The organism is Methylosinus trichosporium OB3b, from assembly GCF_002752655.1.
Lineage (GTDB): Bacteria > Pseudomonadota > Alphaproteobacteria > Rhizobiales > Beijerinckiaceae > Methylosinus > Methylosinus trichosporium.
Map to the genome: position 1 here is coordinate 3,518,246 of NZ_CP023737.1, position 23,556 is coordinate 3,541,801.

The 23,556-nt window shown below is 66.5% G+C and carries 19 protein-coding genes; 11 read left to right on the forward strand and 8 right to left on the reverse strand.

The genetic code is table 11. From position 1 onward, the window contains the following. Nucleotides 1-13: 13 nt before the first annotated feature. Nucleotides 14-1,027: a hypothetical protein gene (locus CQW49_RS16800; protein ID WP_003608616.1), complete on the reverse strand. Its 1,014-nt coding sequence runs from the start codon at nucleotides 1,025-1,027 to the stop codon at nucleotides 14-16. Between the two features lie 384 nt (nucleotides 1,028-1,411). Then, complete coding sequence (locus tag CQW49_RS16805; protein ID WP_003608614.1) at nucleotides 1,412-2,638, reverse strand: MFS transporter; 1,227 nt, start codon at nucleotides 2,636-2,638, stop codon at nucleotides 1,412-1,414. Between the two features lie 94 nt (nucleotides 2,639-2,732). Here CQW49_RS16805 and CQW49_RS16810 point away from each other — a divergent pair, with 94 nt between their 5' ends. Both CQW49_RS16810 and uvrB read left to right on the forward strand, forming a co-directional pair. Next, complete coding sequence (locus tag CQW49_RS16810; protein WP_003608613.1) at nucleotides 2,733-3,236, forward strand: MarR family winged helix-turn-helix transcriptional regulator; 504 nt, start codon at nucleotides 2,733-2,735, stop codon at nucleotides 3,234-3,236. Nucleotides 3,237-3,297: 61 nt separating this feature from the next. Then, nucleotides 3,298-5,826: an excinuclease ABC subunit UvrB gene (gene uvrB / locus CQW49_RS16815; RefSeq protein ID WP_003608611.1), complete on the forward strand. Its 2,529-nt coding sequence runs from the start codon at nucleotides 3,298-3,300 to the stop codon at nucleotides 5,824-5,826. Between the two features lie 34 nt (nucleotides 5,827-5,860). Here uvrB and CQW49_RS16820 read toward each other — a convergent pair whose 3' ends face one another. Then, nucleotides 5,861-7,213, reverse strand: a complete 1,353-nt coding sequence (locus tag CQW49_RS16820; RefSeq protein WP_003608608.1) for a hypothetical protein — start codon at nucleotides 7,211-7,213, stop codon at nucleotides 5,861-5,863. Nucleotides 7,214-7,553: 340 nt separating this feature from the next. Here CQW49_RS16820 and trxA point away from each other — a divergent pair, with 340 nt between their 5' ends. The 3 genes from trxA (at nucleotide 7,554) to modC (ending at nucleotide 9,768) form a co-directional block, all read left to right on the forward strand. After that, nucleotides 7,554-7,886 (forward strand): thioredoxin, encoded by a 333-nt coding sequence (gene trxA / locus CQW49_RS16825; RefSeq protein WP_003608607.1) that lies wholly within the window; start codon nucleotides 7,554-7,556, stop codon nucleotides 7,884-7,886. Between the two features lie 83 nt (nucleotides 7,887-7,969). Beyond that, nucleotides 7,970-8,665: a molybdate ABC transporter permease subunit gene (modB, locus tag CQW49_RS16830; RefSeq protein ID WP_003608605.1), complete on the forward strand. Its 696-nt coding sequence runs from the start codon at nucleotides 7,970-7,972 to the stop codon at nucleotides 8,663-8,665. Beyond that, nucleotides 8,662-9,768, forward strand: coding sequence for a molybdenum ABC transporter ATP-binding protein (modC, locus tag CQW49_RS16835; RefSeq protein WP_003608603.1), 1,107 nt, complete (start codon nucleotides 8,662-8,664; stop codon nucleotides 9,766-9,768). Before modB ends, modC begins: the two co-directional genes overlap by 4 nt. Nucleotides 9,769-9,897: 129 nt before the next feature. Here the strand turns inward: modC and purB are convergent, their stop codons facing one another. From purB to CQW49_RS16850, 3 genes are all read right to left on the reverse strand, one after another. After that, complete coding sequence (gene purB / locus CQW49_RS16840; protein WP_003608602.1) at nucleotides 9,898-11,205, reverse strand: adenylosuccinate lyase; 1,308 nt, start codon at nucleotides 11,203-11,205, stop codon at nucleotides 9,898-9,900. Between the two features lie 100 nt (nucleotides 11,206-11,305). Then, on the reverse strand, nucleotides 11,306-12,664 hold the full coding sequence (locus CQW49_RS16845) for a sensor histidine kinase (protein WP_003608600.1): 1,359 nt from the start codon (nucleotides 12,662-12,664) through the stop codon (nucleotides 11,306-11,308). Next, on the reverse strand, nucleotides 12,664-13,308 hold the full coding sequence (locus CQW49_RS16850; RefSeq protein ID WP_099831814.1) for a response regulator transcription factor: 645 nt from the start codon (nucleotides 13,306-13,308) through the stop codon (nucleotides 12,664-12,666). Before CQW49_RS16850 ends, CQW49_RS16845 begins: the two co-directional genes overlap by 1 nt. Nucleotides 13,309-14,089: 781 nt before the next feature. Here CQW49_RS16850 and CQW49_RS16865 point away from each other — a divergent pair. From CQW49_RS16865 to CQW49_RS16875, 3 genes are all read left to right on the forward strand, one after another. Then, nucleotides 14,090-16,342 (forward strand): TonB-dependent receptor, encoded by a 2,253-nt coding sequence (locus CQW49_RS16865; RefSeq protein ID WP_003608597.1) that lies wholly within the window; start codon nucleotides 14,090-14,092, stop codon nucleotides 16,340-16,342. Nucleotides 16,343-16,473: 131 nt separating this feature from the next. Further along, complete coding sequence (locus CQW49_RS16870; protein ID WP_003608595.1) at nucleotides 16,474-16,950, forward strand: lasso peptide biosynthesis B2 protein; 477 nt, start codon at nucleotides 16,474-16,476, stop codon at nucleotides 16,948-16,950. 255 nt (nucleotides 16,951-17,205) lie between these two features. Beyond that, complete coding sequence (locus CQW49_RS16875) at nucleotides 17,206-18,273, forward strand: hypothetical protein (RefSeq protein WP_003608593.1); 1,068 nt, start codon at nucleotides 17,206-17,208, stop codon at nucleotides 18,271-18,273. Between the two features lie 82 nt (nucleotides 18,274-18,355). Here the strand turns inward: CQW49_RS16875 and fabI are convergent, their stop codons facing one another. After that, nucleotides 18,356-19,222: an enoyl-ACP reductase FabI gene (gene fabI, locus CQW49_RS16880; protein ID WP_003608591.1), complete on the reverse strand. Its 867-nt coding sequence runs from the start codon at nucleotides 19,220-19,222 to the stop codon at nucleotides 18,356-18,358. Between the two features lie 248 nt (nucleotides 19,223-19,470). Between fabI and CQW49_RS16885 the strand changes: the two genes are divergently transcribed. From CQW49_RS16885 to CQW49_RS16895, 3 genes are all read left to right on the forward strand, one after another. Next, nucleotides 19,471-19,971: a sigma factor-like helix-turn-helix DNA-binding protein gene (locus CQW49_RS16885; RefSeq protein WP_003608588.1), complete on the forward strand. Its 501-nt coding sequence runs from the start codon at nucleotides 19,471-19,473 to the stop codon at nucleotides 19,969-19,971. A gap of 2 nt (nucleotides 19,972-19,973) precedes the next feature. After that, the gene (locus tag CQW49_RS16890) at nucleotides 19,974-20,834 is read left to right on the forward strand and encodes an anti-sigma factor family protein (protein ID WP_003608586.1); all 861 of its coding nucleotides are present in this window, start codon (nucleotides 19,974-19,976) and stop codon (nucleotides 20,832-20,834) included. 247 nt (nucleotides 20,835-21,081) lie between these two features. Further along, on the forward strand, nucleotides 21,082-23,010 hold the full coding sequence (locus CQW49_RS16895) for an acyltransferase family protein (RefSeq protein ID WP_003608585.1): 1,929 nt from the start codon (nucleotides 21,082-21,084) through the stop codon (nucleotides 23,008-23,010). 33 nt (nucleotides 23,011-23,043) lie between these two features. On the opposite strand, the gene CQW49_RS16900 is transcribed toward CQW49_RS16895, so the two are convergent. Further along, nucleotides 23,044-23,502: a DUF2147 domain-containing protein gene (locus CQW49_RS16900; protein WP_003608583.1), complete on the reverse strand. Its 459-nt coding sequence runs from the start codon at nucleotides 23,500-23,502 to the stop codon at nucleotides 23,044-23,046. Nucleotides 23,503-23,556: the final 54 nt, after the last annotated feature.

The following is a 23,556-nucleotide window of genomic DNA, read 5'->3' on the forward strand; positions in this document are numbered from 1 at the left end:
TTCAGGCGCGCATTCAGAGCCCGGGCCGCCGCATCATCACGCCGTGAATCTCGAGGAGCTGCGCGTCGAAGGGCGCCGCGGGCGCCGTCGACAGCGGCGTTCGATCCGCGCGCAGCCGCATCAGCTCCACTTCGCTCGCGGGCATCGAAATGTCGAGATCGCCGGCGCAGGCCAGAGGCTTTTGCAGATAATGCAGCAGCATGAGGCGTGGGGCGGCGAGCCGCATGGCCGATTGGGCGTTCTTGCGCAATTTGCGCTTGCCGGCGGCGATCGCGAATTCCCCCGCCGTCTGAGTCGAGCGCAGCATCACGCCGATGAGCTCGCCATGGCCCGGCCAGCGGGCCGAGCCGCCGCGGGCGATCTCCAGAAATTCTCCCGAGAAGACGGTCGAGGAGAGATCGACGCGCCGGCACGGCCCCGAGATCTGCGCCTCGGCGGCGCGATGATAGAAAAAGCTCGGAGGCCGCACGGGAGCCCGCGGAATCGTGGCGCGGCCGAGCGCGATCTCCAGCAGCAGCCGATCCACCACTCGTCCCGATATCTCCTCGCTGAGGTGATGCTCGTCGACGAAATCCTCCGGGCGCGGCGGGCCGAGGATCGCGTCCAGAGTGAGGCAGCGCACGCCATGCGCCTGCGCGATCTCGAGATAGAGCCTCTTGACCACGGCGACGCAGGCGTGGACGCGCTGCCGGCCGATCGGCTGCACCTCGAGGCAGAGGAAGATGAGGGGAAGGCGGCGGCTCGCGCAAAAGCCGACGACGTCGAGCAGCGTCTCGCGCAGCTGCGTGGGCGTGACGAGCCCCGAGTCGAGCAGCATCATGTCGTTCAGTGAATATTCGAAGATGACGAGATCGGGAAGCGGCGCGTCCTCGCCCTCCATCTCCATCAGCCGCAGCAGCCCGAACAGCGAGCCGACCGCGCCGAGGAAGCGGTTCTCCACCTGATGGCGCTTCGCCGCCGCCTCGAATTGCCTGGCCCAGCCGTACGAAATTCCCGTGTTAGAGCCCCCCACCAGACTGATCTTCATCGCCTCGTCTTCATCGCTTCGTCGCTCCGGGCGCACGCCTGCCGCGGCGCCCCTTTTAGCCGGGGCGCGCGGCGGAGTTAAGCCGGGGCGAGAGGGCGACGTCTCGCGCCGTGGTGATAAGGGTCGGCGGAGGCGCTCGCGGGCGCGCTGACGGAAACCGTCGCGACGAAGCATGACGTCGACCGGGTCGCGATCAAGATCCAGGCGCTCGAGCAGAAGGTCGTTTCACTGGAGCATAAGCTCGTCGCCGAGAGTCGTGCGACCGTCTACAAGACGTTCGGCGCGCTCGCGGCGCTGATCGGTCTGATTCCCGCGGGCGCGGCTGTCGCCGCCAGATTTTGGGCGCATCGAGCGGCATGCGCAGCGCGAGCTCGACGGCCGTCTCTATCCGCGCGATCGCCGATAGCTGCCCGGAGAAAAGCGGGCGGCGATGGCGACAGATAAAAGGATGATCGCTGCCATCGCGGCCCAGGCGCTCGAGAGATCCGCGACGCGATCCCGTATCGCGCCGGCGATGAAGGGGGTCGTGCTCGCCACGATATAGCCGCCGCCCTGGACGAAGGCGGCGAGGTCGCCGGCGCGAGCCGGATCGTCGACATGATCCAGCGTGACGATCAGGGAGAGCGGAAACAGGGCGCCGAGACCCAGTCCGAGCAGCAGCGCAGCCGGCGCGGCGAGGGCGATCGGCGCCGCGACGAGGCTGGCGAGGCCCGCCGCGACGCCGAGCAGCGCCGCGATCAGCGGGCCGCGGCGATCGGGAAAGCGGTTGATGAAGGCCGACACGGCGAGGCTGGCGACGACCTCCGCGACGATCACGCCGGCCAGCCAAAAGCCGCTCGATTGCCGGCTCTCGTCGAGGCTCATGTAATAGGGCGGCAGCCAGGCGAGAACCAGCGTGAAGGCGCCGGTGCCGATGCCGAAGAATAGCATTAGCGTCCAGGCGCGGCCATTGCGCCAGAATGATTCGCCCGCCTCGCTGGCCGCCGCCTTCGTCGTTTCCGGCGGAAAACGAAGCGCCGTCCAGGCCGCCGCCGCCAGGAGGGCCGGCAGCGACCAGAGGGCGAGCGCCGCTTGCCAGCCGATGACGCTCGCAAGGCCGGCGGCGGTCGCGGCGGCGACGGCGGCGCCGCCCATGATCGCAGTCGTATAGAGCCCCATCGCGCGGCCAACGCCGGCGCCGAAGCGCGCCTTGATGACGCCGGGCAGCAGCGCCTGGACGGCCGCCACGCCGAGGCCGGCGCCCGCGGCGCTGGCGAGCATTCCGGCGGCGTCATTCCACACCCATCGGCTCGCGCAGGCCAGCGCGATGAGCATGATCGCGAGGGCGACGCCGCGCTTTGCGCCGAGCAGGCGGCGCAGCCCGCCGCCCGCGAAGGCGCCGAGGCCCATGAGGAAAATCGGCAGGGTGGTGAGGAGCCCGGCCTGCGCCGAGTTGAGGTCGGCCGCGCGCTCGACGAGGTCGAGCAGCGGTCCCAGCCCCGCCATCGCCGGCCGCAGGTTGAAGGCGATGAGCAGGACGACGGCCAGAGTCAATCCTTGCTGCGGCGTCTTGCCCTCGCTCGTTGCGGAAGAGGTGGCGGCGTCGGGCGCGCTTTCGGCCGTCGAGGTCATGGGGCTTCTCCAGAGGCGGCGAGGTCGTCGGCGGTTGCCATTCGAGCCCTCGTGGGCTAATATCTTTTCATAAAGTATCTCGATGTCAAGATATATGACCGAACCCGACACGCCCAAAGACCGCGCCGCCGCCGCCGCCCGCCAATGGCGGACGGAGCGGCCCGACCTCGATCCCTTCCCGATGGAGGTTCTGGGCCGGCTTCTCGAGCTGGCGCAGCTAATCACGCGCGACCGCCTCGCTTCCGTCTTCGCCGACTTCGGACTGCAAATGGGCGAGTTCGACGTATTGGCGACGCTGCGCCGCTCGGGCTCGCCCTACGCCCTCACGCCGACGGCGCTCTATGAGGCGACGATGATCTCGTCCGGCGGCATGACGGCGCGGATCGATCGGCTGGAAAAGGCCGGGCTCGTCCAGCGCCTCAGGCATCCCACCGATAGGCGCGGCGCGCTGGTGGCGTTGACCGACTCGGGCAAGGCGCTCATCGACGACGTTCTGACGCGCCATGTGCAGGCCGAAACGGCGCTCCTCTCGCCGCTGACGGAAGAGGAGCAGAAAACGCTCGACCGCCTGCTGGCCAAGCTGCTCGCCGGGCTCTAAAGAACGCGACGGGCGCTCTTCTCGCTTCCATCCGCGCGTGTCCGGGGCCATATTCGCGGCCATGGCCTCTTCCCCGAAAAAGCCGAAGGACCCCGCGAGACCGACGCGCGCAAAGGCCGCCAAGCCCGAGGTCGCGCCGATCGCGCCGCATTTGCAGGCGCTGCTCAACCCCGGCCTCGCCGAGCGGCAGGCGGGATTCGAGGAGGCGCCGCAGGCGGGCTATGATCCGGGCGCGGTGATCGGCGTCGATGACGAGCTCGTCGAAAAGCTCGAGCTTCGCGGGCCGGGCGGCGTCACCGCGACGATGGAGAGCCTCGAGCAGCTGTTGAAGCTCGGCGATCCCAATCTGCGCGAGAAGAAGCCGTGGACGCCGCATCGTCCCGAGCGCCCGCAGAAGAGCGAGGGCGGCGTCAAATTCGACCTCGTCTCCGATTATGAGCCGCGCGGCGACCAGCCGCAGGCGATCGCCGAGTTGACCGCCGGCGTCGGCGCCAATGAGCGCGACCAAGTGCTGCTCGGCGTCACCGGCTCCGGCAAGACCTATACGATGGCGCAGGTGATCGCGCGCACGCAGCGGCCGGCGCTGGTGCTCGCGCCCAACAAGACTCTCGCCGCCCAGCTCTATGGCGAGTTCAAGAGCTTCTTCCCCAACAACGCCGTCGAATATTTCGTCTCCTATTACGACTATTATCAGCCGGAGGCCTATGTGCCGCGCACCGACACCTATATCGAGAAGGAATCCTCGGTGAACGAGCAGATCGACCGCATGCGCCACGCCGCGACGCGCTCTCTGCTCGAGCGCGACGACGTCATCATCGTCGCGTCCGTCTCCTGCATCTACGGCATCGGCTCGGTCGAAACTTATACGGCGATGACCTTCGGCGTCAGCCTCGGCGAGAAGCTGGAGCAGCGCCAGCTCGTCACCGATCTCGTCGCCCTGCAATATCGCCGCATCAGCTCCGACTTCACGCGCGGCACGTTTCGCGTGCGCGGCGATACGGTCGATATTTTTCCGGCGCATTATGAAGACCGCGGCTGGCGCATCTCCTTCTTCGGCGACGAGGTGGAATCGATCTGCGAATTCGATCCGCTCACCGGAAAGAAGACGCAGGATCTCGAATTCGTGAAGGTCTATGCGAACTCTCACTATGTGACGCCGCGCCCGACGCTGCTGCAATCGATCAAGGCGATCAAGGACGAATTGCGCGCGCGGCTCGGCGAGCTGAACAACGCCGGGCGCCTCGTCGAGGCGCAGCGATTGGAGCAGCGCACCCGCTTCGACCTCGAGATGATGGAGGCGACCGGCTCCTGCGCCGGCATCGAGAATTATTCGCGCTATCTCACCGGCCGCCGGCCGGGCGAGCCGCCGCCGACCCTGTTCGAATATCTGCCCGACAACGCCATCGTCTTCGCCGACGAGAGCCATGTGAGCATTCCGCAGATCGGCGCGATGTACAAGGGCGACTTCCGCCGCAAGGCCACGCTCGCCGAATATGGATTCCGCCTGCCCTCCTGCATGGACAATCGGCCGCTGCGCTTCGAGGAATGGGACGCGATGCGGCCGCAGACCATCGCCGTCTCGGCGACGCCCGGCGATTGGGAGATGGAGCAGACCGGCGGCGTCTTCGTCGAGCAGGTCATTCGTCCGACCGGCCTCATCGATCCGCCGGTCGAGATTCGCCCCGCGCGCTCGCAGGTCGACGATCTGCTCGGCGAGGTGAAGGCGGTGAGCGATCTCGGCTATCGCTCGCTGGTCACCGTGCTGACCAAGCGCATGGCGGAAGACCTCACCGAATATCTGCACGAGAATGGCGTGCGCGTGCGCTACATGCATTCGGACATCGACACGATCGAGCGCATCGAGATCATCCGCGACCTACGTCTCGGCGCCTTCGACGTGCTGGTCGGCATCAATCTGTTGCGCGAAGGGTTGGATATTCCCGAATGCGGCTTCGTCGGCATTCTCGACGCCGACAAGGAAGGGTTTCTGCGCTCCGAGACCTCGCTGGTGCAAACGATCGGCCGCGCCGCGCGCAATGTCGACGGGCGCGTGATCCTCTATGCCGATTCCGTCACCGGCTCGATGAAGCGCGCCATGGACGAGACCGACCGCCGCCGCGCCAAGCAGCAGGCCTATAATGCCGAGCATGGCATCACGCCGGCGAGCATCAAGCGCGACATCGCCGATATTCTCGGCTCGCTCGCCGAGCAGGATCATGTGACCGTCGACGCCGGCCTCTCGGAGCTGGCGCCCGGCCACAACATGCAGGCGACGCTCGCCGATCTCGAGAAGCGCATGAAGGCGGCGGCCGCCGATCTCGCCTTCGAGGAGGCGGCGCGCCTGCGCGACGAGATTTCCCGCCTGCAGCGCGCCGAGCTATTGGCCGAAGCCAATCCGCTGATGCGCCCGCGGGGACGCGGCGGCGCGGGCGAGGAGTCCGTTCCCGGCACGCGTGCGCGAAAACCGACGGATGCGGATATGGGTCCACACAACTTCGGCGGCGGCGAGGCGCGGCCGTTGAGTCGTCCGCCGCCGCGATCGATGGCGGGGAAGGCGGGGACGAAGGTGGTGAAGGGGAAGCTGCAATAGGGTTCGTCGCTTTCCCTTCACATGATCGAGCCGCTCATTTCGCGCAGGGCGTATTAACTCCGTTCGGACTGCGAATCTCGACATTCTGCATTCCGACGATCTTGGAAAAGTTATACGAGACTTTCACAGGCGCCGCGAGACCCGACCCCGCGGCCCAGAGCGCGACTTGCCCGGATGAGCTGACGGGAAAGACCACGCGATTATGGAGGCTGAGGAGCGGTCCGGCCGGGGTCAACAACGTCGAGAGCATGCGTGTCCCTGCCGTCGTGCCGTCTGTCACGAAGGCGCGATTGACAGCGAATGAGTAGCCCTCCTGCGTCGCTTTAGCCGTGAAATAGAGCTTGGAGCCGAGAGGCGCGAAGGAAGTAAATTGAGGCGTCGGGGCGAGGACGACTGCGCGCTTGGTCGTCGCTGCGGTTCCTTGGGTCACCCACAGCTCTTGACCAGCAGGATTGTTGGCAATCACATTGGTCGCCACGAAATAGACTTTCGATCCGATTTTGACAAAAGGATCGTTGTTCGAGCCCCAATTGTAGAGATTGACATTGCCGAGCCGCTTGGTGCCCCCCTCCGTGCCGTCCGTGACCCATAGCTCACGGCTGTCCACCGAATTCGTCGTGACGGACAGCAGCGCGTAAGGCATCCCACGCAGCCGGCTGATGCTCCACACCCTCCAATTTGGGCTGGAAGCTGGTTTCAAGGATCTTGTTCGTGCAGCCGTGCCATTGGTGACCCAGAGATCGGGGCCGAACAGAATCCTGTTCCCGACAGTTCCGAGCCCCGGATAAATTGCGACGCCGCTCTTCCATTTGAGCACCTGCTCGCCCCCGATTCCGTGGGTGGCCCAGATATTGGAGCCGAAATCCGAGTAGATCGCGAAAGCGCCATTGGAGAACACCAAGGGATTCGCCGGGGGATGCCCGGCCCCATTGCCAGGTCCGGGAAGCTGGTCGGTGAGGATTTGCGTCCCGGCGGCCGTGCCGTCGGACGTCCACATCTCGTGACCCTGCAGTTTGGTCACCGCGGGAAAGATCGCCCTGTCGCCGATTGTCTCGAAACGCGTGTTACGCGACGCACTCCAACCGCCGCCGGGCGAGGACGACGCGGCGCCGGGGTTGATGTCCTTCAAGAGTCGCGTGCCGGCGGCCGCGCCATTGGTGATCCACAGCTCGCGGCCCGCCGCTTCCGAGGTATTGGAGAAGAGGACGTTGCCTTTGCCGACGCTGGTGAAGGAATAAGCGTCAGCTCCAGGGGCGTCGACGAGATCAATCAGCTTTTTCGTTGTCGCGCCATCGCTGAAATACAGCGCTCGATCGCCCTCTTTCGTCACCGCCTGGAACATTGCGACACAGGCCACGGCCACCGTCGCCGCCGTCGAAGCCGCCATCTTATGTCTCCGTCAAAGCGATCCCAATCGGGAAAAAGCCAAGTCAATTGCACCGTCTCAGCGAAAAACTATCGAACGACTATCGCCTCTGTCAATCGATGAATCGGCCGTCGCGTCTGGCCGCCGACGCGCTTTCATTCTGATTGCATCGACATGATACTTGCCCCAATCCAGAGTATGCCGAGTTTCGAGCCTTGCGGCGGTCGTCATCGAGCGCTGGAAATAGGCCGAGCGAAAATCTTCGTGGAGCCCGCGCGCGGATCGCTCCCCGCCCCCTCGCCTTGACGCCGCACGGCCCACTTCCTACTCTCTCGCCACGTTTCACTTCGAAAGGCGAACCATGTCCACGGCCATCAAAGTCTCCGACGCCAGTTTCGAAGCCGAGGTTCTGAAATCCGACCAGCCGGTCGTCGTGGATTTCTGGGCCGAATGGTGCGGGCCCTGCCGCACCATTGCTCCGGCGCTCGAGGAAATCGCCATTGAGCTCAAGGATAAGCTCAAGGTCGTCAAGCTCAATGTCGACGAGAATCCCAATGTCGCCGGAGCGCTCGGCATCCGCTCCATCCCGACCTTGATCGTCTTCAAGGACGGCAAGGCCGCCGCGCAGAAGGTCGGCGCCGCGCCCAAGGGCGAATTGCTGCGCTGGATCAATGGCGCCATCGGCGCCGCATGAGGCCTCGCGGCGCTGTGTAAGCTCTCGACGTAACGACGGCGAAGGCGTAAGGCTCCGAAAACGCCTTTCGGAGCCTCTCGCCTTTGCTCGACTTCTCCCCTCAGGAGCTGACGGCCATCGCCCTCAGCCTGAAGGTCGCGGGGACGGCCACCGTCGTCTCCCTGCCTCTCGCCATTTTCGTCGCCTATGCGCTGGCGCGTTGGCGCTTTCCCGGCCATGCGGCGCTCAACGCGCTCATCCATCTGCCGCTGGTGATGCCGCCGGTAGTGACCGGCTTCGTGCTGCTGCTGCTGCTCGGCCGCAAGGCCCCGATCGGACATTTCCTGGCCGAATATCTCGGCATCGTCTTCGCCTTCCGCTGGACCGGCGCGGCGCTCGCGGCGGCGGTGATGAGCTTTCCGCTGATGATCCGGCCGATTCGCCTCTCCTTCGAGAGCATAGACGAGCGGCTCGGCCAGGCCTCGCGCTCGCTCGGCGCCGATCCCTTATGGACCTTCTTCCTCGTCACCCTGCCGCTGGCGGCGCCCGGCGTCATCGTCGGCGCCATTCTCGGCTTCGCCAAGGCGCTCGGCGAGTTCGGCGCCACCATCACCTTCGTCTCCAACATTCCGGGCGAGACGCAGACCATACCGGCCGCGATCTACAGCCTCACCCAGACGCCGGACGGCGACGCCGACGCGCTGCGCCTCGCCGCCGTGTCGGGCGTCATCGCCATCGGGGCGCTGGTGCTGTCGGAGATCCTGCAGAAACGCGCCGACGCGACGAGGGCCGGCAGATGATCGCGGTCGACGGCCTGCGCCTGCGCCGCGGCGATTTCACGCTCACCGCCTCCTTCGCCAGCAAGGCGCGCATTCTCGCGCTCTATGGCCCGTCCGGCTCCGGCAAGACGTCGCTCGCGCATCTCGTCGCCGGCCTCGCGGCGCCGGATGCGGGACGCATCGCCGTCAATGGCGCCACGCTGGTCGACAGAGCGACGCGGCTGTTCGTTCCGCCAGAGAAGCGCCGCATCAGCCTCGTGTTTCAGGACGCGTTGCTGTTTCCGCATCTCGACGTGAAGACGAACATATTGTTCGGCCGTTTCTTCACCCCCGTCGCCGAGCGCCGCGTTCCTTTCGACTCTGTGGTCGAGACGCTCGGGGTCGCACATCTGCTGCGCCGCCGGCCGGGCACGCTCTCGGGCGGCGAGCGCCAGCGCGTCGGGCTCGCCCGCGCGCTCCTATGCTCGCCGCGCCTCTTGGTGATGGACGAGCCGATGGCCTCGCTCGATTTCGACCGGCGCCAGGAGATCATGGCGCTGATCGAGCGGCTGCGCGACGAATTCGCCATTCCGATCCTGCTCGTCTCCCATGCGGCCGACGAGATTTTGCGGCTCGCCGACGAGGTGGTGGCGCTGGAGCGCGGCCGCATCGTCGCGCAGGGCCTGCCGTCGGAGACGATCGCGGCGGCGAGCCGGGCGGTCGAGGGCGGCCGCTTCTCGGTGGTGAGCGCGCTGCGCGCGCAGGCGGGCGTGTTCGATTCGCGCTATGGCGTGACGCGGCTCGCGCATCCGGCCGGCGAGATCGTCGTGGCGGCGCGCGTCGCCGACGGCGAGCGGCCGGTGCGGGCGCTGATCAAAGCCACGGATGTGGCGCTAGCGCGCCGCCGGCCGAGCGAGTCCAGCATTCGCACCATGCTCGAGGGCGTGATCCGCGCGATCGACGAGGATGAGGGGCCGCTGGCTTTCGTGCAGATCGCCATGACCGGCGGCGACGTTCTCACCGCCTCGGTGACGCGGCTGTCGGTCGCCGAGATGAATCTGACGGTCGGCGGCCCGGTGTTCGCGCTGGTGAAATCGGTGGCGCTCGACGAGAGGGAACTGGGCGCCGGCATGGCGCGCGATTAGCGGTCTGCGTCTTCGACATTGATGGGCCTCGAGAGCGAGCCTGAAGGCTCGCGGTCCGGGGCCGCACTTGGACCGCGAGCCTTCAGGCTCGCATTCTCGAAGCCGTCGCTCCCTCTGCCGCGCGTCGTCTCAGCTCTCGCCGAACACCCGCGCGAAAATCGTGTCGACATGCTTGAAGTGATAGGCGAGGTCGAACAATTCGTCGAGCTCGGCCGGCGAGAGCTTGGCGCTCACTTCCGCATCGGCGCCGAGCAGCGTGCGGAACTCGCCTTCGCCGCGCCACACCGGCATCGCGTTCCTCTGCACCAGCGCATAGGCGTCCTCGCGCGAGACGCCCTTCTGCGTCAGCGCCAGCAGCACGCGCTGCGAATGCACGAGGCCGCCGAGCCGGTCGAGATTCTTCTGCATGTTCTGCGGATAGATCAGCAGCTGATCGACGACGCTGGTCAAACGCGCGAGCGCGAAATCCAGCGTCACCGTGGCGTCCGGCCCGATGTTGCGCTCGACCGAGGAGTGCGAGATGTCGCGCTCGTGCCAGAGCGCGACATTCTCCAGGGCCGGCGTCACCATGCCGCGCACGAGCCGCGCGAGGCCGGTGAGATTTTCGGTGAGCACCGGATTGCGCTTGTGCGGCATGGCGGAAGAACCCTTCTGCCCGGCGGAGAAATATTCCTCCGCCTCCAGCACCTCGGTGCGTTGCAAATGACGAATTTCGGTCGCCAGCCGCTCCACCGAGGAGGCGACGACGCCGAGCGTCGCGAAATACGCCGCATGGCGATCTCGCGGAATGACCTGCGTCGACACCGGCTCGACGGCGAGTCCGAGCTGCTTGGCCACATGCTCCTCGACGCGCGGATCGACATTGGCGAAAGTGCCGACGGCGCCGGAGATGGCGCAGGTCGCGACCTCCTTGCGCGCAGCCACCAGCCGCTCACGCGCGCGCGTGAACTCGGCATAGGCTTGCGCGAGCTTGAGGCCGAAGGTCGTCGGCTCGGCGTGAATGCCATGCGAGCGGCCGATCGTCGGCGTGTATCTATGCTCCAGCGCCCGGCGCTTCAGCGCCGCGAGCAGACCATCGACATCGGCGATCAGCAAATCGGCGGCGCGCGCCAATTGCACGGCGAGGCAGGTGTCGAGCACGTCCGAGCTGGTCATGCCCTGATGCACGAAGCGCGAATCCGGGCCGATGAACTCGCCGAGATGAGTGAGGAAGGCGATGACGTCATGCTTGGTGACGCGCTCGATCTCGTCGATGCGCGCGACGTCGAAGGTGACGAAATCGGCCTTGTCCCAGATCGCCTTAGCGCTCTCCTTGGGGATGACCCCGATCTCGGCCAGAGCGTCGCAGGCGTAGGCCTCGATCTCGAACCAGATGCGGAAGCGCGTCTGCGGCTCCCAGATCTTGGTCATTTCGGGCCGGGAATAGCGCGGGATCATGGGCGTCGACATCCTGATGAGGGCGGGGCTGGGCTCGTTTAAGCCGTTCGGCCGCCGGAGTGAAGGGCCTAGAAGCGGCGCCGCCGATGACGGCCTCGACTCAGCCCGCGGCGGGGTGAGGGAACGACAGCTTGAAGGTCGCGCCGCCCCCCGGCGTCTCCTCGACCCAGATACGGCCCCTGTGCTTCTCGACGAGATCCTTGGCGATGGCGAGGCCGAGACCGGCCCCGGGCGTCGCCTCGTTCTTGCGCCAGAACGGCTCGAAGATCATCAACCGCTCGCTCTCGGGAATCCCGGGCCCGTGATCGGCGACCGAGACGGTCGCATCCTCGCCGATGCGAACGACGATCTCACCGTTTTCGGGCTCGGCGCGCAGCGCATTGTCGATCAGATTTCCCACCACCGCGGCGATCGCCGCGCCATTGCCGCGCACTTCGACCGGCGCCGGCGCGCCGATGAACTCGATCTGCTTATCGTCGCGAATGGCCAGCAGCGCCGCATCATCGACCACGGCGCGCGTCACCGCGCCGAGGTCGACCCGTTCCGCCAGCAGCGCCGGCTGCTCGCCGGCGCGCAGCGTCGCCAGCAATTGCTCGACGATATATTTTATGCGATGCGCGTCGCGCTTCAAATCGCTCTTGAAGCTCGCTTCCTCCGGCGCGTCCAACCGCGCGGTCAGCACCGCGACGGGCGTGCGCAGCTCATGGGCGGCGTTGGCGGTGAAGCGACGCTGACGCGCGGTTCCGAGATCGAGCCGCTCGAGCGCCTCGTTCATCGCGCGCACGAGCGGCGTGATCTCGGTCGGCACGAGGCTCGAGGTGAGGCGCTGATGCAGCGAATCCATATCGATGAGCTCGGCCTCGCGGGCCACCGCGTGCAGGGGCCGCATGCCTCGCCGCATCGCGAACCATGCGGTCGCGGTCGACAGCGACACGGCCATCACCACATAGATATTGAGCCAGCGGAACTCCCTCTGCCAGGCGTCGATCAGATCGTCCCAACGAAACTTCTGGCCATAAACGGCGATGTGGATGCGGCCATAGGGCGTCCATTTCGGCTCCATGAGCCCGAGCGGCGTCGACGATTCGTCGCCCGGCAGCACGAAATGGACATGGGTGGGGCTGATTCCGATGAGATGGCGGAGCACGGCCACAAGCTCCGCCGACGAGCCTGCGAGCGGTCGTTTCTGCATGTCGAAGGCGGCGATCTTCATATCCGGCGCGCGTCTTTGCTCCGCCTGCAGCTCCGGCGTCGGCGCGAGCACGATCGCGCCGTCGGCCGCTCGCGCCACCGAGGCGACGACCTGCTTCTCGGCGCGAGCCTTGGCGAGCTCGTCCCATGTCGTGGCGAACAGCTCCACGCCGGCCATGCCGAGGCCGAGCGTCATGACCCATCCGAGCAGGAAGGCGAGGAGCTGCGCGGCGACGAGATAGATGACGATGCGGCGCGCGAGCGACATCAACGCGCTTGCTCCGTGAGCAGATAACCGCGGCCTTTCACCGTGTGAATCTCGATCCGTGCGCCATAGGCCGCCAATTGCTTGCGTAGCCGAGACACGATCGAATCGAGCGCATTCGCCTGCACTTCTTCGTCGACGCCATAGATCTCCTGTATCAATGTCTCGCGCGCGGCGACGCGGCTCGCGCGCTGCATCAGCGAGCGCAGCAGCATCATCTCGCGCCGCGTGAGAATGATCGTGCGCCCCGCCACCGTGACCTCATTGCTGTCGAGGTCGAATGCGACGGCGCCGACCCTGATCGGCGGCAGCACGTCGCCGCCAGGTCGCCGCAGGCAGGCGCGTATGCGCGCGATGAGCTCCGCGCCCTGAAACGGCTTGGTGAGATAGTCGTCGGCGCCGGCCTCGAGCCCCGAGATTTTCTCGGTCAGCCCGTCGAGCGCCGTGATCATCATGACCCGAATTCCGGGCTGCGCGGCGCGAACCTCGGGCAGCAGCGAGATGCCGTCTCCATCCGGCAGACGCCGGTCGAGCAGGAGGAGGTCATAGGCGTTGACGCGCAGCGAGGCGAGCGCGTCGCCGAGCGTCCCCACCCTGTCGATCACGAAGCCCGCATGCGCGACCAGCGACGCGATGAGACGCGCCATCTCGCTTTCATCTTCGATGAGCAGGATTCGCAAGCGACGAGGATCCTTCCGTTCGACCGGCGACGGAGCCGATTGGTGGCCCAAATCGCGCGCTCGATCAAGCGCCTCGCCTTGTCGGCCGACGGCGCTCGGGTGTGGCGGAATCGACACAGCCGGGGGAAGTTCGGTCCATGGAGCGCGACGCCAGAGATTCGACAGGTTGCGCGCTTATGACTGAGGCGGAGCAGCGGCGGAACAGCCGATGCGAGGCGGCAGGAGCGCGCCCCGCGTCGACAGCTCGAATGGAAGACGATGGCGGCGAGCGGCGGACAGAGATGGCACGGCGGGCGGTCTGCGCGCGGAGCGCGGGCGCGCATCGTCGCCCTTCTCGTCGCGCTTCTGATCGCGCTTTCGCCGTTCTACGGAGCGGCGGCGGGATCCTCCGCGAGTGGCGCGGAGCTTCAAAGCCGCGTCGAGCGCAGTTGCGCGAAGGCGAAGACCGGCGATGCGTCGACGCCGCGCGAGACGCCTCATGTCTCCCATTGCGCGCTTTGCTGCCCGAGCGGGTGCGGCGGCGGCGTCCCTCGCATCGAGACATCCGCCGCGCGCGCGCTGATCGACGCGACGGCGGCGACGTTGCGCCGCCCCACCTGCCGCGCGCGACGAACGGATGGCTTTGGACACGCCTGGTCCTCGCGCGCGCCGCCCGCCGCTTTCTCCTGATCCGCCGGGCGACCCTCGGCTTCGCCACGATCTCTCGTTTTGCGACGACGCGCCAACGGCTGCGTCCGGAGAAAGACCCATGTACTCTTATTGCCTTTCGCGCGGCGCATCGCTCGGCGCGCTCATCTTCACTCTCGGCGCTCACGCCGCCTCCGCGCAGGAGGCGCTGCCGGCGATCGAAATCGGCGCGGGGCAGGCGGACGCGGGCGCACGATCGGCGCGCCGCGACGAGCCGCGTTCGCCGCTCGACAAAACCGTCCCGGCTTCGAGCCGTCTCGGCCTCACGCCGCGCCAGACGCCGGCATCCGTCCATGTGATGCGCAGTCAAGAGATGCGCGAACGCGGATTCGATCAGGCCCAGGACGCCGTCGCAGCGTTTCCGGGCGTCATCGTCGGCACGAATCCGATCAGCCCGACCAGCTATTCGATGCGCGGCTTCACCGGCAACGCGATCACCGTGCTGCGTGACGGCGTCTATCTCGGTCCGGCCAATTTCATCAATCGGCCGGCCAACAGCTTCAATGTCGAGAGCGTCGAGGTGCTCAAAGGGCCGGCCTCGCTGCTGCATGGGCAAGGGGCGATCGGCGGCGTCGTCGACATTCGCACCAAGGAGCCGAGCTTCGGCCCGACGCGCTTCGACGCCTTCGTGAACGGCGGCAGCTTCGGCACGGTCAATTGGGGCCTCGGCGGCGGCGCGCAGATCAGCGACGACATCGCCGCGCGTCTCGACGTGAGCCGCAGCCGCTCGTCCGGCTTCGTCAAGAACGCGCCGTCCGATTCGCTCAATGTCACGACCAGCGTGCTGTGGAAGCCGACGGAGACGTTCAGCGCCAAATTCGGCTTTGACTTCCTCACCGATAATATGTCGCCCTATTACGGCACGCCGATGGTGCCGGCCGCCTCGGCGCGCTCGCCCATGACGGGCGTGATCTCGTCCTCGACGGGCCTCACGCTCGATCGCGATATGCGCTTCAACAACTACAATGTGTCCGACGCGCTGTTGTCGTCGACGCAGATCTTGCCGACCGCTCATGTGGTCTACAAGCCGACGAACGAGGTCACCTTCACCGACGACGCCTATTATTTTCACGCCGACCGTAAATGGCAGAACGCCGAGACCTATACGTTTCAAGGGGCGGGCAATGGCAAGGTGGACGCATACGGCAATGCGATTCCGGCGGGGTCGTTCTCGCGTGACCGATTCTATGTGTACCATGATCAGCACAAGATCGGAAACACGCTGACCATGACGGTCGATCGTCCGATTCTCGGCTTCGACAACAAATTCCTGCTGGGCTCCGACGTCAACTCGACGCATTTCGTCCGGGACCGCGGCTTTCCGAGCGCGGCGATCGCCGATTTTGTCGACGCCTGGAATCCGAGCCAGGGCGCATGGGGCGTCTATCCCGGCGAATGGCCGATCCGCCGTTCGCCGACGCGGATCGACGATTATGCGGGACTGTTCGAGGATGTGCTGACGCTGCGGCCCGATCTCAAGCTGGTGACCGGCGCGCGCTATGAGTTTCAGCGGCTGGATCGCGTCAATTACAATCAGAACGGCACATTCGCCGCGTCGTCGAGCTTTCGGCGCAACTACCATCCCTTCAACTTCCGTGTCGGCGCAATCTATGATGTGACGAACGATCTGTCGCTCTATGGTCAATATTCGACGGCCAAGGACCCGATCGGCTCGGCGATCTATGTCGTCAACGCCGCCCAGAACTTCGATCTGAGCAGCTCGCGCCAATATGAAGTCGGCGCCAAGGCGTCGTTCCAGGACGGCAAGGGTGAAGCGACGCTCGCGCTCTATGAGATCCACCGTTCCAACATTCTCTCGCAGATGACGCAGAACACGGCCTCCAATGTCGGCAGCCAGATGTCGCGCGGCGTGGAATTCGCCGCGAGCTTCCTCATCACGCCGCAGTGGAAGGCGTCGATCAACGCCGCTTACACCTATGCGCGCTACGGCTTCTTCTACGATCCGTCGACGCTCGTGCTCGCTTCGGGCAACCGGCCGCCGAACGTCCCCGCCTGGACCGCCAATTTGTGGACGTCCTACTCGAATATCGCCGATCTCCCGCTCGATGCGGGCTTTGGTCTGCGCTTCGTCGACTCGCGCGCCGGCAACAACGCCAACACTCTGTTCCTCGAGAGCTATCTGCTCGCCGACATCGGGTTGACCTATCATTTGACGGAAGGGGTCGACGCGATGTTCCGGGTCAACAATCTCTTCGATCGGACCTATGTGAATTGGGCGGAAATCTCCTATCCGACGGAGGTGATCCTCGGCGCGCCGCGCAGCGCGACGTTCGGCGTCGCGATGAAGTTCTGACGGCGGCGCTGCTCGGGACAATTGTCAGGGCTGTTGTCCTTCATCCTCCGACGATTGCTCCCGCTGCGGCGTTGCGCTATCGCTTCGGCCGGCGAGGCTCGGCGGGCGTCGCAGACGGCTGTGGAGACGGCATGGCGCGGCGTCGTTCGCTCTCTTCCAGGCTGCGGCGGCTGTCGCAGCTCGACCTCTCGGAGCGCGCGCTCTTGCTCGAGGCGGCCGTTTGTCTCGCCTTCGCCCGCGTGCTGCTGCGGCTCGCGCCCTTTCCGATGCTCGCCAGCCGGCTCGGGTCGCTCGTCTCGCCGGCGGAGGCGCGGACGCGCGCGGTCCCTCCCGCCGACCCGGAGCGCGCCGCGCGCTGCGCCCGGCAGGTCGGCTGGGCCGTGCGCGCCGCCGTGGGCAATGTGCCTTTCGATGTCGTCTGCCTGCCGCAGGCGATCGCCGCGCGCGTCATGCTGCAGCGGCGCGGGGTCGCGAGCGTCTTGCATTTCGGCGTCGCCAAGGGACGGACGAAGGCCCTCGACGCCCATGCTTGGCTCGACGCCGCGGGCGTCGAGGTGACCGGCTATCCGATCGCCGCCTCTTTTTCGGAAATTGCTTGTTTCATCTGATTTTTCGTGTCCGCGCCGCCGTCCCCGCCGGTCGGTGCGCCAACACCGTGAGCTGAACTGATTGTTATCTGCGGCGCAGTTGGCTATAGAGAGTAATTGCGTCGCTTCGATTTTCCGGGGCGACGGTTGGAAGACTGGTTCCGACATGTTCGAAAAGACTTCGGGATCCGACAGCCGCTTTTCGGCGTCCCGCATTCAGCGTTTGATCCGGAGCTGTTTCAGCGACTGATCTCATACCGGAAAGTGGAGGTTCTGATGAAAGGGTTTCATCTGTTTCGAGCCGAACAGATGTGGGGGGTCCTTCTATCGCCGCTTCTCCTTCTTTCGTCTGGAGCATTGGCCGCCGAATCGCTCGCGACGAGCGCCGGCCTCGATCCGGCGCTCGGAACCAGCGCCGCGAAGGGACTCTCGCGATCGGTCCAGCAGGCCATGGAGAAGGCGGCCGCTGCGCCCGCCGAAATTTCGCCGCCGAGTGGGAACGTCTTTACCGGCGCTCAATACGCCACGGCGGGGGTTGCGCTGCGCAATCGCCAATACGGCTCCATTCAGATCAGCGGCGTCGTCGCCCCGGTGAAGAGAGCCTATCTCTATTGGGCCTATCTCTTTGCGAGCACGCCGCCGGCGACGCAGCAGGCGCGGTTCTGCCGACAGACCAATTCGACGGGGACGCTGGCCTGCGCCAATCGCACCGGGACGTTGATCGGCGTCGGCGCCGACACCTGCTGGAAATCCAATGGCGTCGCCATTTATCGCGCCGATGTCTCCACGGTCGCCAAATACAACGGCGTCTATCAGATCGTGCTGCCGAGCGCGGCTTCGGCCACCAATAGCGGCGCCGATCCCTGGGCCTCCTTCTCCTTGCCGGCGGCGGAAGGCGCCGCGCTCGTCGTGGTCGGAACGGGCGCGCGCAATGTCGCAATTTATGACAAAGCCTTGGCCGGGACGACCTTCGCCGGCTCGACCAGCTACACGCTGAAGATCCCGGGCGGCGTGAAGACGAAGCCGGTCTTGTGGGACAATATCGGCGCCGACGGCCAGACCGGCCTCGCGGGCGGGCGTGGTTTCGGCGTCGCCAAGGAAAAAACCTACGTCAACGGCGTGCAGATCGCCGGCCCGGGCACGGATGTGGCCGTCAATGGCGTGACCGGCGGCGATTGGGACGGCGGCGTCGGCTCGCCCTTGCCGCAGCTCTTCGACGTCACCGCCCACACGCTGCCGACCACTGCGGCGGATGTCGGAACGAGCGGGCTCGCGATCGACTTCGTTTCGGTCGGCCAGACCTATGATTGCGCGTCGCCGGTCGCCAGCGTGATCGCCTATTGAGGGGCGCGTCCGCGAGCGCTGCTCCGCGCGCGGGCGCATGAAGCTGATCAGTGGGTATCGAGGGGAGGGGCCGTGCGGCCCCTCACTTCTCCTGCGGCAGCAGCGCCAGCAGCTGCGCCATCTTGGGCGCCGCGCTCGGATTCATCATGCCGACGACATGATAGCCGGCGTCGACATGCAGCACCTCGCCGGTGACGCCGCGCGCCCAGGGCGAAAGCAGATAGACCGCGGTCTCGCCGACCTCCTCGATGGTGACGACGCGGCGCAGCGGCGCGTTATATTCGTTCCACCTCAGAATATAGCGGAAATCGCCGATGCCGGAGGCTGCGAGCGTCTTGATCGGCCCGGCCGAGATGGCGTTGACGCGAATGTTCTTCACCCCGAGATCGGCGGCGAGATAGCGCACTGACGCCTCGAGCGCGGCCTTGGCGACGCCCATCACATTATAATGCGGCATCCATTTCTCGGCGCCGTAATAAGTGAGGGTGAGCAGCGAGCCGCCCTCCGGCATCAGTCTCTCGGCGCGCTGGGCGATGGCGGTGAAGGAGTAGCAGGAGATCGCCAGCGACTGCGTGAAATTCTCCGCCGTCGTGTCGACATAGCGGCCGTCGAGCTGGTCCTTGTCCGAAAAAGCGAGACAATGGACCACGAAGTCGAGCTTGCCCCACAGCCGCTCGACCTCGGCGAAGACCGCGTCGATGGTCTCGGGCTCGCTCACGTCGCAGCGTCCGGCGACCACGGCGCCGAGCTCCTCGGCGAGCGGACGCACGCGCTTCTCCAGCGCCTCCACCTGATAGGTGAGCGCGAGCTCGGCTCCCGCCTCGCGCGCCGCCTTGGCGATGCCCCAGGCGATCGAGCGATTATTGGCGACGCCGAGGACGAGGCCGCGCTTGCCGGCGAGAACGCCGTTTTTGAGACTGCCGTTCGACGTCGGTTCTGGCTGCGACATATAGAATGTGTCCTGATGAGCCGCTCGACCGGCCGACTCGCCGCCGATCGTCGAGCGCGCCGTTGAGAGGCAGTGTTACGTTCGAGCGAATCCGTTCGTTCGGAAAGCGCTCCAGACCGCCGTCCGCGCGGACAAAAAGACATAAATCGTAGGGCGCGGAGATAGTCAATCGCGCCGGAGTGGCATAATATCGGCGCCGGAAGCGAACCAGAGCCGAGCGAGAAAAAGTCGCCGAGACACCGCGCGCAATGGGCCGACCGATGGGCAAGCCGGACGATTTCGCCGAGACGTTGGAAAGGCTGACGCCCGGGCTGCGGCGCTACGCGCGCGCGCTGCTCGCCGGCGCCGACAATGAGCGCGCCGACGAGCTGGCTCAGACCGCGCTGCAGACCACGGCCGACGAGGCGCATGGCGAGACTTCTGCGCTGGATCCGCGGGTCGATCTCTATATCGCTCTGACCAACGCCGCGCAGCGGCTGCTGCGCGCGGCGCCCGCGCATCGTCCCTCGCTGCGCCAACCGGCCATCATGCATCGCCTCGCCGATCTCGCCTTGGAGGAGCGCGAGACGCTGCTGCTCGTCGCGCTCGAAGGCTTTACTTACGACGAGGTGGCGCGGATCACCCGTACCGATCGGCCCGTGGTGATGATGCGGCTGATGCGCGCCCGTTCGGCGCTCACCGCCCTCGACCGGAGGCCGACGCCCGACGCCGGCCGGCGTCCCGGACCACATCTTCGCCTCGTGAAATAACCATGCGCGCCGATCCTGTGGACGAGTCCGAGCTGCATGCCTATGTCGACGGCGAGCTCGAGGCGGAGGAGCGCCGCCGCATCGAGGACCATCTCCACAAGCATCAGGAGGACGCCGCGCTGGTCGAGGGCTGGCGGCGCCAGAATGCGGCGTTGCGCTCGGCCTTCGCGCAGACGGTCAAGGAGCCGCTGCCGCCCGCGCTGCGCAGCGTGAGCAAGAGCGGCCTCGCCGCCGGCTTCGGCTCGAGTGTGAATTGGGCGCGCTTCAGCCCCAGCAAGGCGTCGTCGCTGCGCACCCTGCGGCGGCCGGACACGAGCCGCAGGATCCAGCGCCGGCCGATGATCGCCCTCTCGCTGGTGACGCTGGTGGCGGGCGCGCTCGCCGCCGGCGCGGTTCTGCTCGCCCTCACCAGTCCGGCGACGCCACCGGCCGCGCCGGCGCGCGCGCCGGCTTTCGTCGAGCGCGCCGAGATCGCCTATCTTACTTTCGCATCGGACGAGCGGCCGGTGGAACTCGGCGCCGAGCAGGCCGCCGAGCTGTCGAGATGGCTCGCCGCGCGCGTCGGCTTCGGCGTGCTGCCGGATTTGAGCCCCGCCGGGCTCGAGCTGCGCGGCGGACGGCTGACGCCGGGCGCGCAGGGACCGGCGGGCCTGCTGTTCTATCGAGCCGCCGAGGGCGCGCTGGTCGGTCTCTATATCGAGCGCGTGGCCGGCGAGCGCTTCGTCGGGCCGCCGCCGCGGCTCGAGCCGGGACTCGAGACGATCGAATGGCGCGCCGGAGGCCGCGCCTTCGTGCTGCTCGGCCCGGTGAGCGCCGAGGCTCTGCGCGCCGCCGCCGAGATCGCCGCGCGCGCGACGCGCTGACGGGGCGGGCGGCGCCGCGCCCGAATTTTTTGCTGGCATGGTTTCTCCTTCCTCCCGCGCAGTGCGAGCTGGGCTGTTCCCGTTCTGCACAGCCGAGCTTGGGCGTTTGTCCCGGGGCGCGACGCATTCGAGCCTCATCCGATCCGGCTGGGTCGGATGAGGCTCGAGCATTCTACGTTTGAGCGAACTCTGATCGATCGAACGTTTCAATTCGATCGGAAAGCGCTCTCGCGAGTGGAAGGAACCCATGACGAAAGCAAAGACCGCCGCCGATGGCGAGATCCTGGCCGTGCAATATTTGCGAGCCGTCGCTGCGCTGCTCGTCGTCTATCTTCACACCAAGGTCTATACGGATCGGTTTTCCTGGCCATTGCCGCGCGAGTTCGGCGCGGCCGGCGTCGATCTCTTCTTCGTCATCAGCGGCTTCATCATGGTGGCGATCACCGCGCGCCGTCCCCTGCCGCCGCGCCAGTTTCTGCTGCGCCGCGCGATCCGCGTGGTTCCACTCTATTGGCTGGTCACGCTCGCCATTCTCGCCGTCGCGCTGATCGCTCCCGGCGCCATGCTGCATAATCTCGTGACCTTCGATCATGTGACGCTGTCGCTGCTGTTCATCCCCCATTTCAACCCGCTCGAGGGCAATTACACGCCTTTCTTCAAGCTCGGCTGGACGTTGAACTACGAAGTCTATTTCTATCTGGCGTTCGCCGCTCTGCTCGGATTCCCCGCTCTGTCGCTGCGGCGGCGCCTCGCCGCGCTCACCGGGGCGTTTCTCGCCGCGGTCGCCTTCTACCTCGCGGTCCGGCCGGACGACCCGTTCCTGCACATCTACTGCAATCCGGTCATTCTCGAATTTCTGATCGGCGCCTTTATCGGCTGCCTCCATGTCGAGGGACGTCTGCGCCGCGTCGACCGGCGCGCCGCCGCCGCGCTGCTCGTCGTCGGCGTCCTCGCGATGACGCTGCTGTTCGACTCGGACGATTCCCTGCGCGTGATCACGGCCGGGCTCGGCGCCGCCGCGCTTTTGCTGGCGCTGCTGGCGATCGAGGAGCGTGGCGCGCTCCCGAGCTGGCCGCTGCTCGTTCTGCTCGGCGACGCCTCCTATTCGATCTATCTCGCGCATCCGCTCGTGCTCACCTGCGCGCGCCTCGCCGCGAAGAAGCTCGACCTTCCGGTCGAAGCGGCGACGCCCGGGATCATCGCGGTTTGTGTGGTCGTCGCGCTCGCCGTGGCGTCCGGCGTCGCCGTCCATCTGTGGCTCGAGCGGCCAATCCTGGCCGCGCTGCGGGCGCGGCTCACGTCCCGCGCTGCGGGCGCGGGCCGAGACGCGAAATTCGCGCTGCCCATGCGCAGCGTCTCCGCCGCGGCGCTGCTCGGTCTCGCCGGCGCGCTGCTGCTCGCGCTGGGATCGCCGTCGCGCGGCGGCGAAGGAGCGCCGCATCTCGTCCATGAGGAGGATTTCTCCCGCGCCAGCCGGCTCGACGAGGACTTCTGGACCTATGAGATCGGCTTCATCCGCAATCACGAGCAGCAATATTACCGTGCGTCCAATGTCTTCGTCGACGGCGGCGCGCTCATTCTCGAAGCGCGCGGCGAAGACGTCGCCAACGCCGCCTATGAGCCCGGCTCCACGGATTGGACGCGCGCCGCGCCCATGGCCGCGCTCACATCGGGCAGCATCGTCACGCGTCTTCCCATGCGCTATGGCGTCGTCGAGATCGTCGCGCGCCTGCCAGCGGGCGCCGGGACCTGGCCGGCCTTGTGGATGCTCGGCGCGGAGGGCCGTCCTTACACCGAGATCGACATGATGGAGGAGGTCGGCCAGCAGCCCGACCTCGTCTTCACCAGCGCTCACGCCGGTCCGTCGCTGCAGCAGCTGACCAATTGGTCGGCGACGACGAAGCTCGCCGATCTTGCGACGCGCTGGCGCCTCTATCGGCTCGACTGGACGGCGCAGCGCGTCGCCGTCTCGATCGACGGCGAAACCGTGCTCTCGCTCGATCCGGAGCGCGCCGCCGCCTTTCGCCAGCCGATGCATCTGCGCATCAATCTCGCGCTCGGCGGCGAATGGGGCGGCGTCGTCGACCGGAATGCTCTTCCGGCGCGCTTGGAGATCAGATCGATCCGTATTTTTGCGAGAGCGCTTTCCGATCGAACGAACTCGTTCGATCGATGAGAATTCACTCGACCCAAAGTCGTGACGCGCCGCTCATCGCCCCGGCGCGTCGGCCATCGCATGGCGCGCCGGCGGTCCGGAGACGCGCGTCCAGGTCTCGTCGCTGCACAGCACGCCCCAGAGGCACCCCTTCAGCGTCAGCTGCGTCGCGCTGACGAGGGTGATGAGACCGTCATAGGTCTTGCCGTCGTCGACATTGAACAGCTTGCCGGTCCATTCGTTCGGTCCGGTCTGCTTGGCGCCGCGCAGGATCACGGCGCCGATGGCGCTGCGGTCTTCCGCATTCTGCGCGGACAGCACCTTGGCGCAGAGCAGGCCGTCGCAATCATAGAAGCTGAACTGCACGCCGCCTTCCGGCCGCAACCAGACGCCATGCGGATCATTGGCGGGAGCGCTCGCCGCCGGCTCGGCGGCGAGCAGCAGGGCGGCGGCGGCGGTCGTCGCGAGTGTCGAAAAATTCTCACCGAAAGAGCGTTGCAAAAATCGTCGCATGGGGATGCTCCTCCTCGAACTGCACTGATCGAAGCGTCGATGAACAACATGTCG